This window comes from Plesiomonas sp., from assembly GCF_051650925.1.
Classification (GTDB): domain Bacteria; phylum Pseudomonadota; class Gammaproteobacteria; order Enterobacterales; family CAMTGL01; genus Plesiomonas.
Genome location: NZ_JBOFRH010000586.1, coordinates 1 through 21,101, shown reverse-complemented (window position 1 = coordinate 21,101; position 21,101 = coordinate 1). Strand labels below are relative to the sequence as shown.

Sequence of the window (21,101 nt, the reverse complement as noted above, 5' to 3'; positions counted from 1 at the left end):
ATATGAAATTTTAGCTGTTTAGACGTCCAGATGTTTACAACTCTATGCGTCTCAACGTAAAATCACGTCAGACACTTAATCACCCTGACGTTGTGGGTTTCTATGACAAATAATAAGAACAATCTTCCATCGCGCTCTTTTTTAGCCTTGTTACCGCTGCTGGTTTTTCTCGCTATTTATATTGGTGCAGGGGTGTACCACACTCTGATAGGAACCGAATTTGCTTTTTACCAACTGCCAGCACCGGTTGCTATTTTACCAGCAATCGTACTTTCACTATTGCTAGCGAAAGAATCACTAAATAGCGCTATTGGCCGCTTTATCAATGGCGCGGGTCATCCTGATATTATTGCTATGTGCCTGATTTACTTGTTAGCAGGGGCATTTTCAACGGTAGCTAAAGCCACGGGTGGAGTCGATGCGGCGGTGGGGCTGGGGCTTTCGGCACTGCCAAGCTGGGCACTGTTGCCGGGGTTATTCCTTATTTCTGCGGTTATCTCTACGGCAATGGGCACATCAATGGGTACCATTGCGGCACTCTCTCCGGTAGCATTAGGCATCGCACAGGCTACCGGTATCTCGTTGCCGCTGATGGCCGGCGTCGTGCTTTCCGGTGCAATGTTTGGTGATAACATGTCTATCATCTCTGATACCACTATTGCAGCAACCCGTTCGCAAGGCTGTGCTATGCGCGATAAGCTCAAAGAGAACTTTCGTATTGCCTTGCCTGCGGCCTGTGCCACCTTATTGTTGTTCTTTTTCCTGACTCGGGCAACAGATGTACCTACTGTTGCACCATTCTCGTGGGTACTGGCGCTGCCTTATTTGGTTATTTTGGCGCTGGCACTTTCAGGTTTGAATGTGTTTGTCGTCCTCACAGTCGGCATCGTGTGTGCAGGGCTCATGGGTTTTGTTGCAACAGATACCTACAATATCAGTGGTTTTGCCCGTGATATTTACCAAGGCTTTAGCGCAATGCAGGAGATTTTCCTGTTATCAATGCTCATTGGTGGTTTAAGTGAGCTGATGAAGCGTCAGGGGGGGCTAGCATTTTTAGCACACCATATCCAGACTCTTATTGAACATCTTAATCGCAATGGTAAGCCCCACAGCCGTGCTGGTGAGCTGGGTATCGCGCTGCTGGTGGCGCTGACCAACTGTTGTACGGCAAACAATACCGTGGCTATTATTGTCAGCGGTAGTGTGGCCCGCACATTGGCAGAAGAGAACAATATTGCACCGCGCCGCGCTGCCAGCGTGTTGGATATCTACTCCTGCGTGGTACAAGGTTTACTGCCTTACGGTGCACAAGCTCTGCTGCTGGCCTCCAGTTTTAAACTTTCACCGCTCGATGTGGTGACTCATGCATGGTACTGCATGGCTCTTGCCATCAGTGCGCTATTTTTTATCTGGCTGCGCCCAGTAAAAATGCAACATGTTCCGATAAAGTAGTATTTTCCAATAAGCTGCAGTTCTTCCCAATAAAAGTATTCTTTCATATCGGCCTTGCAGAGTATTCTGCGGGGCTTTTTTTATGCGTAAAGATCCTAAAAAATATTATTTTGCGGGATAAAGACGCCAAAACTTGCGCTGATTAACAAATTGCTGTTTTCACTGAGGTCTTATACAGCACAAAAAATTAGACTGGTACGCAGTTTATTTGTGGGATACCCCATAGATAGGCATTTCATATCAGTATTTGTGCGTAAACGTGCATATAAATAGAATAATTCAAGAAGGCCGATATCATGATGTTTCCTCTTCCTCATAAAATAGCTGTCTGTAGTCTTGCGGTTTCGTTTGCTCTGAGTGCCGGAGTTGTACAGGCGCAAGCGTGGGAACAAGGCAAAACCTACAATCTCACCATTTTGCATACTAATGATCATCACGGCCATTTCTGGAAAAATGAGCAGGGTGAGTACGGTTTGGCAGCACAAAAAACGTTGGTTGAGCAGATACGCAAAGAGGTTGAGGCTGCAGGAGGCTCGGTATTACTGCTCTCTGGCGGAGATGTTAATACCGGCGTACCTGAATCAGATTTGCAACATGCAGAGCCTGATTTTCGTGGTATGTCGATGATTGGTTACGATGCCATGGCATTAGGCAACCATGAGTTTGATCGCCCGTTAAGTGTGCTGCGCAAACAAGAGCAGTGGGCGACGTTCCCGTTACTGTCCGCCAATATTTATGATGAAAAAAGCGGTGAGCGCTTATTTAAACCGTATGCCTTGTTTGACAAGCAGGGGATTAAAATTGCCGTGATCGGCTTAACCACCGAAGATACACAAAAAATTGGTAACCCTGAATATCTTAAAGGCACACTGTTTAAAGATCCAAAAATTGAAGCAAAAAATGTCATTGCGCAACTTAAGCAAAATGAAAAACCAGATGTCATTATTGCCGCCACACACATGGGGCATTATCAAAACGCACAACACGGCTCAAATGCGCCAGGGGATGTTGAGCTAGCACGCTCGCTGCCTGCCGGTGATCTAGACATGATTGTTGGCGGGCATTCACAAAATCCGGTTTGTATGGAAGCGGCCAATGACCGTAATGACAGCTATATTCCGGGAACAGAATGTAAGCCAGATCAGCAAAATGGCACGTGGATTGTTCAGGCACACGAGTGGGGGAAATATGTTGGCCGTGCGGATTATCAGTTTAAAAACGGTGAACTGCAACTGGTCAGTTATAACCTGATCCCAGTGAATTTAAAGCAAAAAGTGAAGCGTGATGATGGAAAATCAGAGTATGTGTTGTACAGCACGCCGATAGCAGAAGATAGCGATATGCTGGCATTGCTGACACCATTCCAAGAAAAAGGTCAGGCTGAATTAGGTATTAAAATTGGTGAAGTTGACCAAAAACTCGACGGTGACCGCAGTGTTGTGCGTTTTAAACAAACTAACCTTGGCCAGTTAATTGCTAAATCACATATGGAGCGCGTGAATGCCGATTTTGGCGTGATGAATTCAGGTGGTGTTCGTGACTCTATTGAACCGGGTGATATCTCATACAAAGATGTATTAAAAGTGCAGCCGTTTGGCAACATTGTCAGCTATGTTGACATGAAAGGCCGCGATATTATTGATTATCTCAATGTTGTGGCAACCAAAAAAGTTGACTCTGGGGCATATGCTCAGTTTGCCAATATTTCAATGGTTGTTGAAAACGGTAAAGTGCACGATGTAAAAATTGCCGGAACGCCAATTGACATGAATAAGTCATACCGCTTTACAGTACCAAGCTTTAATGCTGCAGGCGGAGATGGCTACCCTAATATTGCGGGGAATGCAGGATATGTTAATACCGGATTTGTTGATGCTGAAGTATTAAAAGATTATATCGCGAAGAAATCACCACTCAAGGCAAGTCAGTTTGCACCAAATAGTGATGTTATTTATAAATAACAGGTATAAATGAAATAAAACCCGCGCTAATATGATTGGTTCTATTAGTGCGGGTTTTCATACACGGTAACTGATGTCTTTAATAATACGCGGTGCATTTACAATGATGTATACCTTATGCACAGTGCTTTATTAAAGAAATGCCGTTTTCTATCTTTTTATATTTATTTTAACACTGTTTTATATAGATACTGTTTTCATTACCGTCATCACTTTTTTTGCGTAACCTAATGCGCGTGAGTCATCCCACGAATGGTAACGGCCAATACCCAGCTTCATGTTATCAGGAGATGAAGCCATGGCATGTTTTAGTATCTCAGCCCCGACACGTAAGTTTACTTGTGGATTAAACAGATCTGCTGGAGTATCAACCCGTGAGCCGTGCCAGCCCAAGTTAACCTGCATAGCTCCCACATCAAGGTTCTTTTTATTGGTTGAGCCAATCAGCTTAGTCAGTGTTTTTTCGGCTTCTTGTTTTGACTCTAAATAGTAGGGCTTACCATTTTTATTGATAACATAAGGCCATGGTTTTGCTTCACTGCCTTTCAGCATTGAGGACTCAACCACTGCAATAGAGTAGAGTAATTTAGGGTTCAGGCCATATTCATTGGCGACATTCACAAAGTCATCTTTTGTCAGCCCATTGATGGATGATGCAAATACACTTGATGAGAAAAAAGATGATGTAGCAATTAAAGCAGCGATCAATACGGTGATAGTACGTTTAAAACCCATGGTTCAATCCTCATTATAAAATTAAACGAATAGATTCATCCTTAAAAATACTATTTGTTATATTGGTTTATTGCTTATTTATCAGTGTGTGCGTGTTGTTATTTCTACGGTGCGGTTATGACAACAATATGTCTTTAATATAATATGTCTATGACATTTCAACTTCTATTACGAATAATCGATAAAGATTACAGCTGTTATTTATGATTATATACCGATGATGATTTATGAAGAAGGTCATGAATAATGATTAAATATCTCACTGTTTTAATCAATATAATCTGATTCATTTGCTATTACCTGAATGAATCACCGTCGTGTAATGGGGTGGCATTGCTCAAAATCTGTACTGATTATACGGCTGAAATCACATTAAGCAAATTATTCTGCTTTTGGCTTTATTGCTGACAATAAGTTTAAATTTGTCTTATTTATAATGAATAATTGCGGGTCATTATTTTAATTTGTGATGAAATGCTTATTTTTTGATCGGGAAATGATCGTTTTTGCTTTTATTATGAGCTTTGAATCACGATTAATTAACAATTAATTATCATTGGTAGATGGTTTAATGTGATCTAGATCAATAAAAATAGCCAAATTATTTACGAAAACCCTCTACATGGCGTTAATGATACAGCGCGTGCGGAATGGTGATTAACATCAATAATAATGCCGTATTATATAGTGTGATACGTGCTAATTACTTAATATTTGGTATGTTTTTTTATCAGTAAGACAAGCCGTAATATTCAACTTGTTAATAGAGTGTGTTTTTTATCCTAAAACCGATTTTCTGTTGTGTTTTGATTGAATTTATCACCCATTGGGTCTTATGATTTGAAGTATGCAGCAACAATACGGCAATTCGTCATTATGAATAAGTCTGAAAGAAAACCGGTGTTACCGTGGCCACTGGTGTTAAGTGAGATTGTTGGCTTTATTGCCCTTGTGTTGGGGTATTTTGAAATAAAACAAAACACACTGCTGCCAGCATTTTTTGATGCTCAAGAGCAGGGTGTAATATTAATTATTATCGGCGTGCTACTGATGTTACCGGCAGGCCTGTATCTGGCATCAGGCTGGTTTAGTCAGGTTGATCAATGGGTTAAACCTCATTTTAACCACTCATCAGCGGAAGAGCGTAAAAAAAATCGTAAGGAAACCGATAATGACACCGACCATTGATCTTATCTTAGCGCACCGTTCTATCCGTAAATTTACTGACCGTGCACTGAGCGTCGAACAACTGAATGCCATTATTGATGCGGCGCGGGCTGCATCAACATCGAGTTTTTTGCAGATGGTCAGCATTATCCGCGTGACTGATACAGCACTGCGTCAGCAGCTGGTAAGTTTGTCGGGTGAACAACAATATGTTGCGCAAGCGCCTGAGTTTCTGGTGTTTTGTGCTGATTTTAATCGTCATCAGCAGATTTACCCCGATGCTCAGCTCGGGTTTGCAGAGCAGCTACTCACTGGGGCGATAGATTCGGCGCTGATGGGGCAAAATGCACTGTTGGCGGCAGAGTCACTGGGGTTGGGCGGCGTATTTATTGGCGGATTGCGTAACCATATACAGGGTGTCACCGATGCCTTGCAACTGCCGGAGCAGGTGATCCCGCTATTTGGTTTGTGCATCGGTTATCCGGCACAAGATCCAGAGCATAAGCCCCGCTTGCCGCAAGCCATTATGCTGCATACTAATCATTATCAGCCAATCGATCAGGCGGCACTGCAAGCTTATGATATTGAGGTTGAAGCTTACTATCGTGCACGAGGCAGTAATATCAAATTGCAAAACTGGAGCCAGCATGTGGAAGCGACACTGAGCAAAGAAACACGTCCATTTATGCTCGACTACCTGCATGCACAGGGTTGGATCACCCGCTAAATCATGAAAATAGCCATTCTTTCACGCGATGCACGTCTGTATTCTAGCCAACGTTTACTGCATGCCGCACAGCAGCGTGGTATTGATGCTGAGGTGATAGACCCTCTGCGCTGCCACATTCACCTTCGCACGGATAGCACGGCGCTAAAATCACATTCGCTGGATGTGTATTGTGCCGGTAAACCGTTACCTGTTTTTGATGCTGTGATCCCGCGGATAGGCCCAGCTACCGCATTTTATGGCAGCAGTATTGTGCGACAGTTTGAGCTGGCGGGAAGCTATACCTTAAATAGCTCCGCGGCTATTTGTTGTGCGCGCGATAAACTACACAGCTTGCAGTGCTTAGTTGCCAGTGGTGTGGCAGTACCATCAACTTGCTTTGCACACAGTGCGGAGAACCTTTCCACTGCGATACAGCAACTGGGGCATGCTCCGTTAGTGATCAAGCAAATCGAAGGTTCACAGGGCATTGGCGTGGTACTGGCCGAAAGTGATGCGGCAGCAGAGAGTATGGCTGATGCTTTTCGAGGGCTGCAGGTGAATGTCGTGTTACAAGAGTACATTGCTGAGTCACAAGGTACGGATATCCGCTGTTTTGTCGTTGGTGATCGTGTGGTGGCTGCCATGAAACGGCAGGCCAAAGCCGGTGAGTTTCGCTCTAATTTACACCGTGGTGGCTCGGCAGAGGCGGTTGAACTCTCGGTTGCTGAACAGGAGATCGCCGTACGTGCGACACAGGCTATCGGGCTGCATGTTGCTGGTGTTGATATCTTGCGTTCAGCACGTGGCCCGCTGGTAATGGAAGTTAATGCCTCGCCCGGTATTGAAGGCATTGAACACTGTACCGGCATTGATCTGGCCACTCTAATGATAGAGTATGTTGAGCAACAGGTAGGGATATTGCAGGGCTGCGCTGCGCGGGGGGTACTACACTCTGCATTCTGATATTTATTGAGTGCAGATACATGCAGTGTGCAGCCGTTTATGATAAACAAATTTTGATGATGTAGCTCTTCTGATGACGCACTGTTTTTGATGCGAAAAAGACCTTAACGGCAGACCATTTGCTTCCCTGTTTTCACCCTGCGAGTCTCACAGAACAAAGCAAATGCAAATGATGCATGGTGATAGCCGTTAAGGTTTTGAATACAAAGTAAAACAAGAATAGACCACTTGCACTGTATTACACCGAACGGAATTGATTAAATTCAGCGTGGTAATGAAACCCACCGTGTTCGAGCTTTTCACAAAGCGCTGCTGCATCAATTTCATAAGCCTGAGCCAGCTCATAAATATTGTCGAACTCATTACGTAACTTCATATTTACGATACTAAACAGCATATTGCTGTCCATTTGTGCAAAACGGGTAAGATCCATACCGACTCCTTTATGCCAACAGAACACACTTTTATTGTCAGTGATAACGCTATTTGAGCTTATAGCGACCATTTCCTTTCTACTTACTTTTAGCATATATGTAGAAGCTATCGCACCCAGAAACGGGCTATTGCAGCGACATGCCGGGCAATGCACCGCATCGAACACCCTACATGATTAATTAGCCTAATTTCTTCGTAAAATCACAACATCAATACTGTGATGGCACAAAGAGAGTTTGCACCGAAAATTGCCAAACGCGATAAATAAAGCATAGATGCTGGTAAGGAATTTTCGAATATAAAATAGATAAAAGGTGAGGAGCATCAAGGCTGAGTATGAAATTAGACCATTAAAGATAGATAAATAGGGGCTGATTCCGTAAGCTATCCCAATGAGAATCACAACAATAAGCGTTGTATGAGCACACTACCGGTTTCTGAATTTGCTGTTCCTGATCTTGACCTGTTGAAACAGTGGCTAACCCAGTTGAACATTGATTATTTTGAGTGCGAATCATGTCTAGCACTGCATTTACCGCATATGCAAAATATTAATGGCATTTTTGATGCAAAAATTGATCTGCTGGAACAGCATATTTTAGTGTTCTCCTCTGCATCTGAAGTTCGGCCAACAGGCTTGCTGCCACTGGTTGCCGAGCTCAGTGAGATCAATGCCCAGTACTCGCTGATTAACGGGTTTGTTGATGTACAAGATGATAATCTGCCTAAACTTATCATTACGCATTCACTGACTGCTTCTGCCGGTATTACTACCGCTCAACTGCTTGTTTTTATTAAGCAAACAGAAGAACAAATTGAGCAATTTATTGATGTAGTGAAACGTAAAGGCTATCTGTTCTTTCCTGAGGAAGATGAGATCTCTGATCAGGATAAAATCCTGCACTGATAATCAGATGCCGGAAGTGTGATTTTGCTTCCGGATAGCCTCTTTTTCTCTGTAAATAGAAATAATAAAGATTAAAAATCAATTAATTATCTCATCGTCTCTTTGTCTAATATTGTAAACTCCGGTGCTTTTATTACCCGCTTACAGGCCCCTTTCTCTGCGATAACCTGCTGCATAAGTCGTCTTCTATCCCTACATTTCACTACAAACTGTCTATTTTTCAACAGGTGATCAAGTAATTACGGTTATTTATCTTTGATGCTGTTGTTTTCAGGCTACGTTCTGGTCTTAACATTCATACAGCGTTATTCTAACAACTGTTGTTTTTATGTGTATTCAATGTGGTCAGTTGAGCAGGGAGGCTCTCGGTGATGGGATTTATCGCTAAAAATAATACATGTTCATGGGCAAAAACTGCTTTAACGACCCTGTTGTTAACGGTATCTGCTGCACATGCAGAAGATAAAACGCTGCATGTCTACAACTGGTCAGACTATATTGCCCCGAATACCTTGGCAAATTTCCAAAAAAACCAGGGGATTAAAGTTGTTTACGATGTCTTTGATTCTAATGAAGTGCTCGAAGGTAAACTGATGGCCGGAAGCACGGGCTTTGATGTTGTCGTGCCGTCAGCGAGTTTTCTTGAGCGCCAAATTAAAGCCGGTGTCTTTAAGCCGCTGGATAAAGCCAAGCTGCCTAATTATGCCAACCTTGATCCTGAACTGCTTAAAATGCTGACCAAGCATGATCCTGATAATACCTATGGTGTGCCTTATTTGTGGGCAACCACCGGTATTGGTTACAACATTGATAAAGTCAAAGCAGTGCTGGGCGAAGATGCACCGGTAGAGAGTTGGGATCTGATTTTTAAACCAGAAAATCTGGCCAAACTGAAAACCTGTGGCGTTGCGTTTTTAGATGCGCCAAGTGAAGTCTATGCCACTGTACTGAATTATTTAGGAAAAGATCCTAATAGCACTAACCCAAAAGAGTATTCAGGGGAAGCGACGGACCTGCTGCTAAAACTGCGGCCAAATATTACCTACTTCCACTCATCACAATACATCAATGATCTGGCAAATGGTGATATTTGCGTCACTATCGGCTGGGCGGGGGATGTAAAGCAAGCCGCTAATCGTGCGAAAGAAGCGAAAAATGGCGTGAATATTGGTTACAGCATTCCAAAGCAGGGGGCTCTGGCCTTTTTTGATATGTTAGCGATTCCGGCAGATGCCAAAAATACCGATGAAGCTTATCGCTTTATTAACTATCTGTTGCAACCTGACGTTATCGCCACGGTGACAGATACTGTGTATTACGCCAACGGTAATGCCAAATCCACACCTCTGGTTCAAGCCGATATTCGTAACGATCAGGGTATTTACCCATCAGCAGAAACGCGTAGCAAGTTATTTACCCTGACAGTGAAAGATCCGAAAGTTGACCGTGTGATTACCCGTTCTTGGACTCGGGTAAAAAGTGGCACATAAGCGGTAATTTTCCATGGTTTAACTGTAAAACCAGTATTCAACCGAGGTAAATAGATCTGCTAGATCGTTAACTGATGCACCGGTATGCCCATGTTCTGGGCATACCGCTAACTCGCCGCAAGATAGCGTTATTAGCGCAAAATCTTACCGGACAACCCGATATTCTACCGTTACGCACTGTGTTGATAATGGATTATTAACGGTTTTTTGCAGTATGAGGAGAACCCTTCCAGTGAAAGAGACCATGTCACGCCCTCAGATAAAAGCCCCAAAGTTGAAAACCCCCTTACTTGAGATCCGTAATCTGACCAAATCGTTTGACGGCACATTTGCTGTTGATGATGTTGATTTGACCATCTACAAAGGTGAAATTTTTGCTCTGTTAGGCGCATCAGGATGCGGTAAATCAACGCTGCTGCGTATGTTGGCCGGTTTTGAAACGCCAACCAGTGGGCAGATTTTTATCGATGGGCAGGATTTATCAGCCGTACCACCCTATAAGCGGCCTATCAATATGATGTTTCAATCATACGCACTGTTCCCGCATATGACGGTAGAGCAGAATATTGCGTTTGGTTTGAAGCAAGACAAAATGCCAAAACATGAGATAGCCAAACGCGTGGCGGAAATGCTCGATCTGGTACACATGCGTGAGTTTGCAGCGCGCAAGCCACATCAGCTTTCTGGTGGGCAGCGTCAGCGGGTTGCGCTGGCTCGCAGTCTGGCCAAACGGCCAAAATTGTTGCTGCTTGATGAGCCAATGGGCGCACTGGATAAAAAGCTGCGCGATCAAATGCAGCTAGAAGTGGTTGATATTTTAGAGCGTGTCGGCGCGACTTGCGTGATGGTGACACATGATCAAGAAGAGGCCATGACGATGGCCGGACGCATTGCGATCATGAACCGTGGAAAATTTGTGCAAATCGGTGAGCCTGAAGAGGTCTACGAGTATCCGAACAGTCGCTTTAGTGCCGAATTTATCGGCAGTATCAATGTGTTCGAGTGCATGCTGCAAGAAGAGACGGATGAACATTACATTGTACGCAGCCCCGGTTTAATGCACCCACTGAAAGTAGAGCAAGAGGTGAAAATTACTGCCGATGTGCCGGTGATGGTTGCTCTGCGGCCAGAGAAAATCGCACTGTGTGATGATGTACCTGAAGATGGCTGTAACTTTGCGGTAGGCGAGGTGGTCAACATTGCTTATCTGGGGGATCTCTCTATCTACCATGTGCGCCTGCACAGCGGCATGATATTGACCGCCCAACTGCAAAATGATTGCCGTTATCGCCGCGGAATGCCGACATGGGGCGATGAAGTTCGCCTGTTCTGGAATGCCGATAGCGGCGTAGTACTGACCGCCTGATTGAGGAGTCAAGGATGAGACAATATCTATCACGGCAATATCTGGCTCGAGCAGGTATCAGTGGTCGTCAGAGTATCATTGCCGCCCCTTATCTCTGGTTGCTGATCTTTTTTCTGATCCCCTTTCTGATTGTTTTTAAGATAAGTTTTGCCGAGATGCAGGTGGCAATTCCACCCTACACTGACCTACTCAGTTGGCTAGATGGTAAGCTGACCTTGAGCCTAAATCTGGCTAATTACAGCTATTTGGTGGAAGATCCGCTGTATGTTGATGCTTATCTGCACTCACTGCGCATTGCTGCGGTATCGACCATTATCTGCTTGTTGATGGGCTACCCAATCGCGTGGGCTATCGTACACAGTACGCCTTCTACACGAAATATTTTGCTGCTCTTGATTGTATTGCCCTCTTGGACATCATTTTTAATTCGGGTCTATGCATGGATTGGGCTTTTGAAAAATAACGGGATTATCAATAACTTCCTGTTATGGACAGGTATTATTGACCAACCGTTACCTATGCTGCATACCGATTTTGCTGTGTATATTGGTATTGTGTATGCCTATCTGCCGTTTATGATTTTGCCTTTATATACTGCGCTGCAAAAAGTGGATTACTCATTGGTTGAGGCCGCTTCAGATCTGGGTGCTCGCCCGTTTAAAACCTTCTTTTCGGTGATATTACCGCTGACAAAAGGGGGCATTATTGCTGGTTCAATGCTGGTTTTTATTCCAGCAGTGGGGGAGTTTGTGATCCCTGAGCTGCTCGGTGGGCCTGACAGTATTATGATCGGGCGGGTGATGTGGCAGGAGTTCTTTAATAATCGAGACTGGCCGGTTGCCTCTGCGGTGGCGATTGTCATGTTGCTGATCTTAGCTCTGCCGATTATGTGGTTTCATAAACACCAGAATCAGGAGATGCACTGATGAATAGCGTTCCTGTGATTAAAAGCCGTTGGAAAGCGGTGATTCTGACTATCGGCCTGACTTTTTTGTATGCGCCGATGCTGATGTTGGTGATTTATTCATTCAACAGCTCACGCTTAGTCACGGTTTGGGCGGGTTGGTCCACTAAATGGTACGGAGAGTTGTTTGCTGATCAGGCGATGATGGACGCTGTTTGGCTGAGTCTGACCATCGCCACGGCGGCTGCGTCTGCGGCGGTGATACTCGGTACGATGGCTGCTTTTGTGATGACCCGTTTTCGGCGTTTTACCGGCCAGACATCATTTGCATTTATGCTTACCGCACCGTTGGTTATGCCAGAGGTGATTACGGGTTTATCGCTGCTGTTGCTGTTTGTGGCAATGAGCCAGTGGCTTGGATGGCCAGAGCAACGTGGCGCGATGACCATTTGGCTGGCACATGTGACTTTTTGTACCTCTTATGTTGCTGTTGTAGTCAGCGCCCGTTTGCGCGATCTTGACCGTTCACTGGAAGAAGCGGCGATGGATCTGGGAGCTCCTCCGCTGAAGGTATTTTTCATCATTACCGTGCCGTTGATCATTCCGGCATTGGTATCGGGTTGGTTGCTGGCATTTACCTTATCACTCGATACATTGGTGATCTCCAGTTTTGTCTCTGGCCCGAGCTCGACTACATTGCCGATGATGGTTTTCTCCAGTGTTCGCATGGGGGTCAGCCCGAAAATTAACGCACTGGCGACCTTGATTATTCTGGCCGTTGGGGTGCTTGGCATGATCTCATGGTGGCTGATGTCACGCGCTGAAAAGCGTCAGCGTTTAGAGCAGTTACACTGATAGCGGACGACAGTGATAGTGAGTGGTGGTGATAGTCAGTAACAGCCAATATCTGTTGAGTGTAAGGCGACTTTTTGGTGCAAACAAAGAGAAAGCGACCTTAAAGCAAGGGTAACTTTTGGCACTTTACGCGGAGTAACCTTGTGGTCGGCGCTTTGCAGCAGGTGCAATGAGGGGTAGAATCTTGCCCCTCATTGTACTTGCTGCAACTTGATTGAGGTTTTCATGTTCTGTGCCCATTTTCAGGCTGGCGAATGCCGTTCGTGTCATTGGCTGGATAAGCCCTATACCGAGCAACTGACACTTAAACAGCAGGCGCTAGAAACCCTGTTTTGTGCTATTCCGGTACAACAGTGGTTACCTGCGGTGCACAGTGCTGAACAAGCTTTTCGCAACAAAGCTAAAATGGTGGTTAGCGGTGCGGTTGAACGCCCGATTTTGGGTATTGTCAATGCTGACGGTGCTGCGGTTGATTTGTCAGATTGTCCGCTGTATAACGCCGATTTTCAGGCGTTGTTTCCGGTCATCAAACAGTTTATCGGCCGTGCCGGTTTAACACCGTACAACGTTGCACGTCGGCGCGGTGAGCTGAAATTTATCCTACTGACACAAAGTGCGGCTAATGGTGAGTTTATGCTGCGTTTTGTGCTTAAGTCAGACCAAAAACTGGCATTGATCCGCCGTGAGTTGCCGTGGTTACAAGCGCAGTTACCGCAATTGCGGGTGATCTCGGTGAATATTCAACCGGTGCATATGGCGATTTTAGAAGGTGAGCAAGAGATTATGCTGACCGATGATCACAGCCTGTCTGAGCAATTCAACCATGTTCCGCTTTCTATCCGCCCACGCAGTTTTTTCCAGACCAACCCGCAAATTGCTGCGCGTCTATATGCTACTGCCCGCGATTGGGTGCAAGCATTACCGATAAATTCACTGTGGGATCTGTTCTGCGGTGTTGGCGGATTTGGCTTGCACTGTGCAACACCAGAGATGAAACTTACTGGGATAGAGATCTCACCCGAGGCGATAGACTGTGCGCGAGCTTCGGCAAAACAACTGGGTTTATCGGATGTCCATTTTCAGGCTCTTGATTCTAGTGCTTTTGCTTGCCGTCATCAGGCAGATCATGGCACACACCCTGAAGAGTCGCAAAGTGAAGCAGGCGATGAAAGTGATCGCGTAAAAAACCGTGATAATGTTCCTGATCTCGTATTGGTTAATCCGCCACGTCGGGGGATTGGGCAGGCCTTGTGCAATTATCTGGCAACCATGGCACCCGACTATATTGTTTATTCCAGTTGCAACGCCAATACCATGGCAGAAGATATTGTGCGTTTAAACGGTGGGGCGCAGCAGTATCAGGTCGAAAAAATGCAGTTGTTTGATATGTTTCCGCATACCGCTCACTATGAAGTGATCGGTTTACTTAAACGTGTTTGATGCTAGTTGTGTTACCGGTTAAAAAGCCCGTTAGGGCTTTTCACGCCAGCCGATACCTTCGAGTGTCAACAGAGCGGTTTTAATCGGTAAACCGCCACTGTATCCGGTAAGCGAGCGATCTTTTCCTAGCACCCGATGGCACGGAATAATAATGGCCAGCGGGTTTGCGCCAATAGCACCGCCAACGGCGCGTACAGCCTTTGGATTACCGATATTCTCTGCTACTGCCCCATAACTTGATATTTGTGCATAGGGAATCGCCAGCAATTGTTGCCAGACTTGTTGCTGGAACGGTGTACCAACAGGAGCAAGCAGAAGACGATCAGGGGAAGGGGCAAGGCCGGCGAAGTAATCATTGAGAAAATCGGTAGCCAATTGCAGTGGCCGGATACACTCTTGCTGCCATAACGGGTTAATACTCTGCTGTTCACTTGGCAGATATAAATGGCGTAAACCGTGGCGGTCGGCTACCAGCAGTAGTTCACCGAGTGGTGAGGTATAATTGACGTAGTACATCTGAGCGGTCTCTTCAGGGTATTGACGTCTTAACTTAGCGCGATTTTGACAGATGACTGAACCGACCTGTTAATTTATCCATTGGCCGGTTCAGTGTGTAGCGTGATCATAAGGTTACGTGATCATATTGTTAGCCTATCATGCCCTGTATACGGGTGAGATTTTGGCTATCAGATAAAACGTTAGATAAAACGTTGTGCAACAGCTTCAGGCTCTAACTCATCACCTTCAAGATCTGAATTCCAGTTCAGACCCAGTAGAACGCCATCTTCAGCCAGTGTTAACAACCACTCATTGGCAAACAAATTAAGCGGAATAGCCGTTGGAACAAACTCAGCCCACTCGTCATCACAATGTATACGAGCGTCAGCTTCGTTTGACCAAAATGGCATCACTTCGCCATCTTCAAACTGGCTTGACTCCATAGAGAGCCAATTTACTTCGTCTTGACACAAACCCCATACTTGTCCGGTTTGCTGGCTTTGTGCAACAAACAGATCAATGTTGGCTTGCAGATCTTGTCCTAACTGGCTCATGGGCGCTCTCACTTTTTAAAAGGGAATTTCTGTGCTTATGGTAGCAGAAATTGAGATGAGTGTAGTGCTTCATCAGGCAATGTCAGTGCCATCAGTGCTGTTACCGCTGCTCAAAGGCCAGCATCCGCTTTTCAAGCGCCCGCATTGACAGTGTGAGCAAACCGTTAACGGCCAGATAGATCACACCAGCCATACCGAAAACCGCGAGAGTATCATAAGTTTGTGCGTTGAGTTGCTGCGCATAACCCATGATATCCATAATCGTAATGGTACTGGCCAGTGATGTGCCTTTAAAGATCAAGACCACTTCATTGGAGTAGGAAGGCAGAGCCCGTTTTAGCGCAAAGGGTAATAAAATGCGCAGAGTTTGGGGTTGGGTCATTCCCAGTGCACTGCACGCTTGCCATTGTCCAGTCGGGATAGCTTTGACTGCGCCATAAAACAGCAAAGTGGAGTATGCCGCGCTGTTGAGTGCCAAGGCTATCATGGCACAAAACCAAGGTTCAGAGAGCAGCGGCCAAAGTGCGCTGTTGCGCAGGGCATCAAACTGTCCAGGGCCGTAATAGATCAGAAATATCTGGATCAGTAACGGAGTTCCGGTAAACAGCGTTAGATAGCCTTTTGTCAGCCAGCGTAACGGGCGGTTGTTACCGGCCATCACCAGCGTGAACAGTACAGCCAGTGTAAAACCAATCAGCAGGGCACAAACAGTCAGTGATAAGCTGGTTTGTAGCCCTTGCATCAAGGTTGGAAAGTAGCTCCACATCAGACAGCACTCCTCTCAAAACGGGTAACGTAGCGATCAAGGCGCTGCAATAAGAACTGGCTGATTAGGGTAATCACCAGATATAACACTGCCGCTACTGCAAACCATGTAAATGGTTGCCACGTTGAGGTCGCAATAGTTTGTGCCTGACGCATTAACTCATTCACACCGATAAGGGAAACCAGTGCGGTATCTTTAAGCAGCACCAACCATTGATTACCCAGCCCCGGTAGAGCATGCCGCCAGACTTGCGGCAAAATAAGACGGGTAAAAATATGCCATGGGCGCATACCCAGTGCCGCACCTGATTCCCACTGTCCGGCTGAAATGGCTTTGAGTGCACCACGTAATGTTTGTGAAGCATATGAGGCAAATATAATGGCCAACGCCACCGCACCACACCAAAACGGGCTGAGGTCCACATAATTGTCAGTGATCAAAAACAATACTTGGGTTGAGCCAAAATAGATAAACAGTACCACCAGTATTTCGGGCAAGCCGCGTAATACGGTGATAAGCGTACTGGCGGGGATACTGACCACTTTCCAGCGTGATGATTCGAGCACGGCAAAAACAAGTGCCAACAACAGGCCGATGACCAGCGAGGCAAGTGCTAGGCCGATAGTCATACCGGCCGCCATGCAAAGGAGTTGTAGAAATTCGTTTCCCGCCATCGTCTCTTATTTAAACCACTTGTTGTAGAGGGATTGATAAGTACCGTTGGCATGCAAAGTGTCGAGTGCCGTATTGAGCTGCGTGAGCAGTGCAGTATTGCCCTTGTTAACGGCAATGCCAAAACCTTGACCAAAATAGGCTTTATCGGTGACGGGCTGACCGACCGGTGCGAGGCTCTTGTCTTGTTTTAGCCACTCAGCGATAACGGCGGTATCACCAAATACGGCATCAACACGGCCATTTTTCATATCAATTACTGCATTTTGATAGCTGCCATAGGGCACAGCCTTCAGATTTTTCATCTGCTCATTGATGTAGGTTTGGTGTGTTGAACCGTTTTGTACACCGACTTTTTTATCTTTCAGTGCACTAACGTCTGCAAATTTACCTTTTTGGCTGATAAAAATGGCTGCGTTATCGTAGTAAGGTTTAGTGAAATCAACCTGCTTTAGGCGGTCATCGGTGATGTCCATGGCTGAAATGGCGGCATCGTAACGGCGAAATTTCAGACCGGGGATTAAACTATCAAATGCCTGATTGCTGAATGTACACTCTGCTTTTAGTTCGGCACATAAGGCTTTAGCCAGATCCACATCAAAACCGACAATTTCATTTTTTTCGTTGGTCGATTCAAAGGGTGGGTAGGTAGCTTCCATGGCAAAGCGGATCGTTTCTGTCGCCAGTGCTGAGGTACTAAATCCTGCGCATACGCTGCCAGTTAACAGGGCAGCCGTCAGTAATTTTTTCATGGTGAACTCCTTGTAGACAGAAAGTAAAATAGGCTTAGTGTGACAAATATCCCGCAAATTCAGATGTTTTTGGTGCAGAGAAACAGTGTGCATCACCCTGTTCTATAATGTGGCCCTGCTCCATATAAATCACCCGACTGGCGACTTTTTTTGCCACCTCAACTTCATGCGTGACAATAACTTGTGTAATGCCAGTTTGCGCCAACTCTTTAATAATCGAAACCACTTGTGCTGTAATTTCAGGATCAAGTGCAGCGGTAGGCTCATCAAACAGCAGCACTTGAGGCTCCATCATCAGCGCTCGGGCAATGGCCACCCGCTGTTGCTGGCCGCCAGAGAGGTGTAGCGGATAACGGCTGGCATACGGGGTTAAGCGTAGACGCGTTAATAGTGTATCGGCACGCTGCTGCGCTTGATCTTTGCTTAAGCCTAAAACCCGGCAGGGGGCTTCGGTCAGATTCTCTAACACGGTCAGGTGTGGCCACAAATTATATTGTTGGAACACCATGCCCACATTTTGGCGTAACTCACGCACTGCTTTATTGTCGGGCATTTTTGTCAGGTCAAACAGGTGCCCAGCAATCTGTAATGTACCGTTGCGCGGTACTTCCAGCAGATTTAATGCCCGTAATAGAGAGCTTTTACCCGCACCACTAGGGCCAAGCAGCACGAGCGTTTCACCTTGCGGGCAGTTAAAGCTGATATTGTGCAATGCCTGATGATCACCGTAAAAACAATTTACGTCAGTTAATTGAATACTCATGCGCTTTTTATGAATAATGGGTAATTAAGGTGATAGTAAATAGATTTACATAACTATGCAATACATAATTATGCAATAAATAACGGTGTCATCGGTAACGGTTGCAGCAAGAAAACCCAGTATGCATCTGCTCCCTCTCTTTTTTGTTTTAAGTCTCTGCGACGCAGGCATTACCCTGTGCTTTGTCTTATTGATTATCTTACACCTTGCGATCTTACATATTGTTATCTTATTAATAGTTATCTTATTCATTGTTTTTATTCGTTATGGATAAATAGCAAATGATTTTTTGTTTGGATGCGGTATTAGACATGCAATTGATGGGAGCAGGAAGCGAAGACTCTCAAGCGCGGTGTATATTCGGTGACAAGTGATAGCGGGTATTGACCACGATAAGGTTATCAGCGGCTGGATGATTTTCGTGCATAAAAACGGATTGATTATGCATAATTAGTGGCGCTTTTAGCGGGGCGCGGTAGTAGGGAGTATGTGTCAAAAATCAAGTTTATTTGCGATGAGTCGCAATAGAGTAGCAGCAAGAGAAGCTATAAAACTGTGTGCAAAGATAAAAACAACATACTCAGTGTACTCGGTGTGTGTAGACACTGAGTATGTTTTGGTATCAGCGGTTGCAGTGTATTAACGCTGGCGTTCACGCAGACGTTTGATGACATCACGCAACTGTAAATCTTGATCTTGCAGTAAGACCATCAGGTGATAGAGCAAATCAGCCGATTCATTAATGAGCTCATTTTTATCACCGGCGACCGCAGCAAGTGCGGTTTCAACACCTTCTTCACCTACTTTTTGTGCAATACGTTTTGTACCTTTGGCGTATAAACGTGCTGTGTATGATGTTTCTGGATCAACAGTTTTCCGCGCCATTAATTGCGCTTCAAGTTTACTGAGGAAAATCAGATCCGGCTCAACGGCAACATCTTCAAAGCAGCTATCGGTACCCAGATGGCAGGTTGCCCCGTGCGGTTCAGCCAAAATCAGCAGTGTATCGTTATCGCAATCAATCGCCATTTTGGTCGCCCACAGGATATGGCCTGAGGTTTCGCCTTTGGTCCATAAACGTTGCTTGGTGCGCGAGAAAAAGGTGACCTGTTTTGTCTCCAGCGTTTTTTCTAACGCCTCTTGATTTAGGTAACCCAGCATTAATACCTGACCATTTTGAGCATGCTGGACGATGGCTGGGAGCAGCCCATTCACTTTCTCCCAGTTAATACTTGCGCGTTGCTGTTCAGTTAGCACAATCTGATCTCCACACCCTGTTTGAAGAGGTACTCTTTGAGATCACCAATATTGATGATCTGTTTATGGAATACTGACGCAGCCAGTGCTCCGTCAATATCCGCATCGCGGAATGCCTCAAGAAAATGCTCATTACGCCCCGCACCGCCGGAAGCGATTAACGGAACGCGGCACACCTCTCTAACGTATTGCAACTGGCGGATGTCATAACCGCGTCGGACACCGTCTTGGTTCATCATGTTAAGCACAATCTCACCTGCGCCGCGTTGCTGAACCTCATCAACCCAGTCTAGCGTATGCCACGCTGTTGCGCGGGTTCGGGTTTCATCTCCGGTGAACTGATAGACCTGATAGCTGTTGCTGGCTTCGTCGTACCAAGTATCAATACCAACCACAATACACTGTACGCCAAAGCGATCAGCCAGCCGTGTAATCAGCGTTGGGTCAGCCAGTGCCGGTGAGTTGATTGAAATCTTATCGGCTCCGAAAGCCAGAATCTGTGCGGCATCTTCCGCTGTGCGAATTCCGCCGGCAACACTAAAAGGAATATCGATCACTTCTGCGACTTTGGACACCCAGCTTTTATCAACGGTACGCCCGTCAGAAGAGGCGGTGATATCGTAGAATACCAGTTCATCAGCTCCCTCTTCGGCATAGCGCTGTGCTAGCGGGACAATATCGCCAATAATTTCGTGGTTGCGAAACTGCACGCCTTTGACCACTTGCCCATTGCGCACATCCAAACAGGGGATTATCCGTTTTGCCAGCATGCAATCGCCTCCTCAGTGTTGAATTTTCCTTCGAGTAAAGCGCGCCCGACAATCACACCGGCCACACCGCTACCGCGTAGGGCTCGAATATCAGCTAGCGATCCGATTCCGCCGGAAGATTGAAATGCGATGTACGGAAAACGCGCTGCCAGTTCACGGTACAGGCGTACGTTTGACCCTGACAGCGTGCCATCGCGTGAAATATCGGTGCATAACACGTGTTTAAGGCCGACGGTTTGGTACTCTTCGAGCAAGGTTTCAATGGCAATGCCGGAGTCTTGTTGCCAGCCGCTGACGGCAACGCGTTTGACCTCATCACTGCCGATACGCACATCAAGTGCCAGTACCAGCCGTTCAGGGCCGAACAGTGAGAACCAACGTTTTACTTCAGTGACATTGCGTACAGCGGTTGAACCAATGACAACGCGTGCCGCACCTGCTGCCAGTAAATCGGCAACATCCTGTTCAGTGCGGATACCGCCGCCAATTTGCACATTGGCGGGTGTTTCAGCAATCAGTTTGGCAATTAATGTCAGTTGGCGCTGACTGGTGTCTTTTGCGCCGGTTAAATCAACCAGATGCAGCCATTGTGCTCCTGCTTGCTGATAGGTTTGCAGACGCTCTGTGGGGTCGGCGTGGTATTCGGTTTTGTGATCATAGTCACCCTGTAGCAGGCGCACGACTT

Annotated in this window: 22 protein-coding genes; 11 read left to right on the top strand and 11 right to left on the bottom strand. The window is 45.9% G+C overall.

What is annotated here, in order from left to right; translation table 11 throughout:
- Positions 1–102: 102 nt before the first annotated feature.
- Positions 103–1,452: a Na+/H+ antiporter NhaC family protein gene (locus tag ACRC27_RS14080; protein WP_438622922.1), complete on the top strand. Its 1,350-nt coding sequence runs from the start codon at positions 103–105 to the stop codon at positions 1,450–1,452.
- 296 nt (positions 1,453–1,748) lie between these two features.
- On the top strand, positions 1,749–3,413 hold the full coding sequence (gene ushA, locus ACRC27_RS14075; RefSeq protein WP_438622923.1) for a bifunctional UDP-sugar hydrolase/5'-nucleotidase UshA: 1,665 nt from the start codon (positions 1,749–1,751) through the stop codon (positions 3,411–3,413).
- A gap of 180 nt (positions 3,414–3,593) precedes the next feature.
- Here the strand turns inward: ushA and ACRC27_RS14070 are convergent, their stop codons facing one another.
- Positions 3,594–4,148: a lytic transglycosylase domain-containing protein gene (locus tag ACRC27_RS14070; protein ID WP_438622924.1), complete on the bottom strand. Its 555-nt coding sequence runs from the start codon at positions 4,146–4,148 to the stop codon at positions 3,594–3,596.
- Between the two features lie 876 nt (positions 4,149–5,024).
- Between ACRC27_RS14070 and ACRC27_RS14065 the strand changes: the two genes are divergently transcribed.
- From ACRC27_RS14065 to rimK, 3 genes are read left to right on the top strand one after another with little or no spacing between them, the layout of a single operon-like run.
- A complete protein-coding gene (locus tag ACRC27_RS14065; protein ID WP_438628890.1) occupies positions 5,025–5,336 on the top strand; it encodes a DUF1418 family protein in 312 nt (103 codons plus the stop codon).
- Positions 5,320–6,042: an oxygen-insensitive NADPH nitroreductase gene (gene nfsA, locus ACRC27_RS14060; RefSeq protein WP_438622926.1), complete on the top strand. Its 723-nt coding sequence runs from the start codon at positions 5,320–5,322 to the stop codon at positions 6,040–6,042. The genes ACRC27_RS14065 and nfsA overlap by 17 nt, the downstream gene beginning before the upstream one ends.
- A gap of 3 nt (positions 6,043–6,045) precedes the next feature.
- Positions 6,046–6,987 carry a 30S ribosomal protein S6--L-glutamate ligase gene (rimK, locus tag ACRC27_RS14055; protein WP_438640161.1) on the top strand — a complete coding sequence of 314 codons (942 nt, stop codon included), beginning with the start codon at positions 6,046–6,048 and terminating at the stop codon, positions 6,985–6,987.
- A 238-nt stretch (positions 6,988–7,225) separates the two neighbouring features.
- Here the strand turns inward: rimK and ACRC27_RS14050 are convergent, their stop codons facing one another.
- Positions 7,226–7,420, bottom strand: a complete 195-nt coding sequence (locus tag ACRC27_RS14050; RefSeq protein WP_438622928.1) for a DUF4250 domain-containing protein — start codon at positions 7,418–7,420, stop codon at positions 7,226–7,228.
- A 420-nt stretch (positions 7,421–7,840) separates the two neighbouring features.
- On the opposite strand from ACRC27_RS14050, the gene ACRC27_RS14045 reads away from it, so the two are divergent.
- The 6 genes from ACRC27_RS14045 to rlmC all read left to right on the top strand — a co-directional run bounded on the left by ACRC27_RS14045 (position 7,841) and on the right by rlmC (position 14,384).
- Positions 7,841–8,329, top strand: coding sequence for a YbjN domain-containing protein (locus ACRC27_RS14045; RefSeq protein ID WP_438634783.1), 489 nt, complete (start codon positions 7,841–7,843; stop codon positions 8,327–8,329).
- A gap of 371 nt (positions 8,330–8,700) precedes the next feature.
- Complete coding sequence (potF, locus tag ACRC27_RS14040) at positions 8,701–9,819, top strand: spermidine/putrescine ABC transporter substrate-binding protein PotF (RefSeq protein WP_438640162.1); 1,119 nt, start codon at positions 8,701–8,703, stop codon at positions 9,817–9,819.
- Between the two features lie 244 nt (positions 9,820–10,063).
- Complete coding sequence (gene potG / locus ACRC27_RS14035; RefSeq protein ID WP_438623154.1) at positions 10,064–11,185, top strand: putrescine ABC transporter ATP-binding subunit PotG; 1,122 nt, start codon at positions 10,064–10,066, stop codon at positions 11,183–11,185.
- A 14-nt stretch (positions 11,186–11,199) separates the two neighbouring features.
- Complete coding sequence (potH, locus tag ACRC27_RS14030; protein WP_438622931.1) at positions 11,200–12,111, top strand: putrescine ABC transporter permease PotH; 912 nt, start codon at positions 11,200–11,202, stop codon at positions 12,109–12,111.
- Complete coding sequence (gene potI, locus ACRC27_RS14025; protein WP_438629763.1) at positions 12,111–12,944, top strand: putrescine ABC transporter permease PotI; 834 nt, start codon at positions 12,111–12,113, stop codon at positions 12,942–12,944. Before potH ends, potI begins: the two co-directional genes overlap by 1 nt.
- 225 nt (positions 12,945–13,169) lie before the next feature.
- Positions 13,170–14,384 (top strand): 23S rRNA (uracil(747)-C(5))-methyltransferase RlmC, encoded by a 1,215-nt coding sequence (gene rlmC, locus ACRC27_RS14020; protein WP_438640160.1) that lies wholly within the window; start codon positions 13,170–13,172, stop codon positions 14,382–14,384.
- Positions 14,385–14,414: 30 nt separating this feature from the next.
- Here rlmC and ACRC27_RS14015 read toward each other — a convergent pair whose 3' ends face one another.
- The 9 genes from ACRC27_RS14015 to hisA all read right to left on the bottom strand — a co-directional run.
- Positions 14,415–14,900, bottom strand: a complete 486-nt coding sequence (locus tag ACRC27_RS14015; protein WP_438622934.1) for a methylated-DNA--[protein]-cysteine S-methyltransferase — start codon at positions 14,898–14,900, stop codon at positions 14,415–14,417.
- 182 nt (positions 14,901–15,082) lie between these two features.
- Positions 15,083–15,436, bottom strand: coding sequence for a DUF2750 domain-containing protein (locus ACRC27_RS14010; RefSeq protein ID WP_438622935.1), 354 nt, complete (start codon positions 15,434–15,436; stop codon positions 15,083–15,085).
- Between the two features lie 100 nt (positions 15,437–15,536).
- A complete protein-coding gene (gene artM / locus ACRC27_RS14005; RefSeq protein ID WP_438640159.1) occupies positions 15,537–16,202 on the bottom strand; it encodes an arginine ABC transporter permease ArtM in 666 nt (221 codons plus the stop codon).
- Complete coding sequence (gene artQ / locus ACRC27_RS14000) at positions 16,202–16,876, bottom strand: arginine ABC transporter permease ArtQ (RefSeq protein WP_438640158.1); 675 nt, start codon at positions 16,874–16,876, stop codon at positions 16,202–16,204. Before artQ ends, artM begins: the two co-directional genes overlap by 1 nt.
- Before the next feature lie 6 nt (positions 16,877–16,882).
- Positions 16,883–17,626 carry an arginine ABC transporter substrate-binding protein gene (gene artJ / locus ACRC27_RS13995; RefSeq protein ID WP_438629769.1) on the bottom strand — a complete coding sequence of 248 codons (744 nt, stop codon included), beginning with the start codon at positions 17,624–17,626 and terminating at the stop codon, positions 16,883–16,885.
- Between the two features lie 34 nt (positions 17,627–17,660).
- Positions 17,661–18,389 (bottom strand): arginine ABC transporter ATP-binding protein ArtP, encoded by a 729-nt coding sequence (artP, locus tag ACRC27_RS13990; RefSeq protein ID WP_438622939.1) that lies wholly within the window; start codon positions 18,387–18,389, stop codon positions 17,661–17,663.
- A 639-nt stretch (positions 18,390–19,028) separates the two neighbouring features.
- A complete protein-coding gene (hisIE, locus tag ACRC27_RS13985) occupies positions 19,029–19,646 on the bottom strand; it encodes a bifunctional phosphoribosyl-AMP cyclohydrolase/phosphoribosyl-ATP diphosphatase HisIE (protein WP_438622940.1) in 618 nt (205 codons plus the stop codon).
- Positions 19,640–20,416: an imidazole glycerol phosphate synthase subunit HisF gene (hisF, locus tag ACRC27_RS13980; RefSeq protein ID WP_438622941.1), complete on the bottom strand. Its 777-nt coding sequence runs from the start codon at positions 20,414–20,416 to the stop codon at positions 19,640–19,642. Before hisF ends, hisIE begins: the two co-directional genes overlap by 7 nt.
- The coding region (hisA, locus tag ACRC27_RS13975; protein ID WP_438640157.1) for a 1-(5-phosphoribosyl)-5-[(5-phosphoribosylamino)methylideneamino]imidazole-4-carboxamide isomerase at positions 20,398–21,101 on the bottom strand (704 nt) is incomplete at its 5' end. The genes hisA and hisF, both read right to left, overlap by 19 nt.

What these genes read in the sequence shown, in the direction of transcription:
- ACRC27_RS14080 (WP_438622922.1), top strand. Translation starts at nt 103, where the DNA reads ATGACAAATAATAAGAACAATCTTCCATCGCGCTCTTTTTTAGCCTTG.
- ushA (WP_438622923.1), top strand. Translation starts at nt 1,749, where the DNA reads ATGATGTTTCCTCTTCCTCATAAAATAGCTGTCTGTAGTCTTGCGGTT.
- ACRC27_RS14070 (WP_438622924.1), bottom strand. Translation starts at nt 4,148, where the DNA reads ATGGGTTTTAAACGTACTATCACCGTATTGATCGCTGCTTTAATTGCT.
- ACRC27_RS14065 (WP_438628890.1), top strand. Translation starts at nt 5,025, where the DNA reads ATGAATAAGTCTGAAAGAAAACCGGTGTTACCGTGGCCACTGGTGTTA.
- nfsA (WP_438622926.1), top strand. Translation starts at nt 5,320, where the DNA reads ATGACACCGACCATTGATCTTATCTTAGCGCACCGTTCTATCCGTAAA.
- rimK (WP_438640161.1), top strand. Translation starts at nt 6,046, where the DNA reads ATGAAAATAGCCATTCTTTCACGCGATGCACGTCTGTATTCTAGCCAA.
- ACRC27_RS14050 (WP_438622928.1), bottom strand. Translation starts at nt 7,420, where the DNA reads ATGGATCTTACCCGTTTTGCACAAATGGACAGCAATATGCTGTTTAGT.
- ACRC27_RS14045 (WP_438634783.1), top strand. Translation starts at nt 7,841, where the DNA reads ATGAGCACACTACCGGTTTCTGAATTTGCTGTTCCTGATCTTGACCTG.
- potF (WP_438640162.1), top strand. Translation starts at nt 8,701, where the DNA reads ATGGGATTTATCGCTAAAAATAATACATGTTCATGGGCAAAAACTGCT.
- potG (WP_438623154.1), top strand. Translation starts at nt 10,064, where the DNA reads ATGTCACGCCCTCAGATAAAAGCCCCAAAGTTGAAAACCCCCTTACTT.
- potH (WP_438622931.1), top strand. Translation starts at nt 11,200, where the DNA reads ATGAGACAATATCTATCACGGCAATATCTGGCTCGAGCAGGTATCAGT.
- potI (WP_438629763.1), top strand. Translation starts at nt 12,111, where the DNA reads ATGAATAGCGTTCCTGTGATTAAAAGCCGTTGGAAAGCGGTGATTCTG.
- rlmC (WP_438640160.1), top strand. Translation starts at nt 13,170, where the DNA reads ATGTTCTGTGCCCATTTTCAGGCTGGCGAATGCCGTTCGTGTCATTGG.
- ACRC27_RS14015 (WP_438622934.1), bottom strand. Translation starts at nt 14,900, where the DNA reads ATGTACTACGTCAATTATACCTCACCACTCGGTGAACTACTGCTGGTA.
- ACRC27_RS14010 (WP_438622935.1), bottom strand. Translation starts at nt 15,436, where the DNA reads ATGAGCCAGTTAGGACAAGATCTGCAAGCCAACATTGATCTGTTTGTT.
- artM (WP_438640159.1), bottom strand. Translation starts at nt 16,202, where the DNA reads ATGTGGAGCTACTTTCCAACCTTGATGCAAGGGCTACAAACCAGCTTA.
- artQ (WP_438640158.1), bottom strand. Translation starts at nt 16,876, where the DNA reads ATGGCGGGAAACGAATTTCTACAACTCCTTTGCATGGCGGCCGGTATG.
- artJ (WP_438629769.1), bottom strand. Translation starts at nt 17,626, where the DNA reads ATGAAAAAATTACTGACGGCTGCCCTGTTAACTGGCAGCGTATGCGCA.
- artP (WP_438622939.1), bottom strand. Translation starts at nt 18,389, where the DNA reads ATGAGTATTCAATTAACTGACGTAAATTGTTTTTACGGTGATCATCAG.
- hisF (WP_438622941.1), bottom strand. Translation starts at nt 20,416, where the DNA reads ATGCTGGCAAAACGGATAATCCCCTGTTTGGATGTGCGCAATGGGCAA.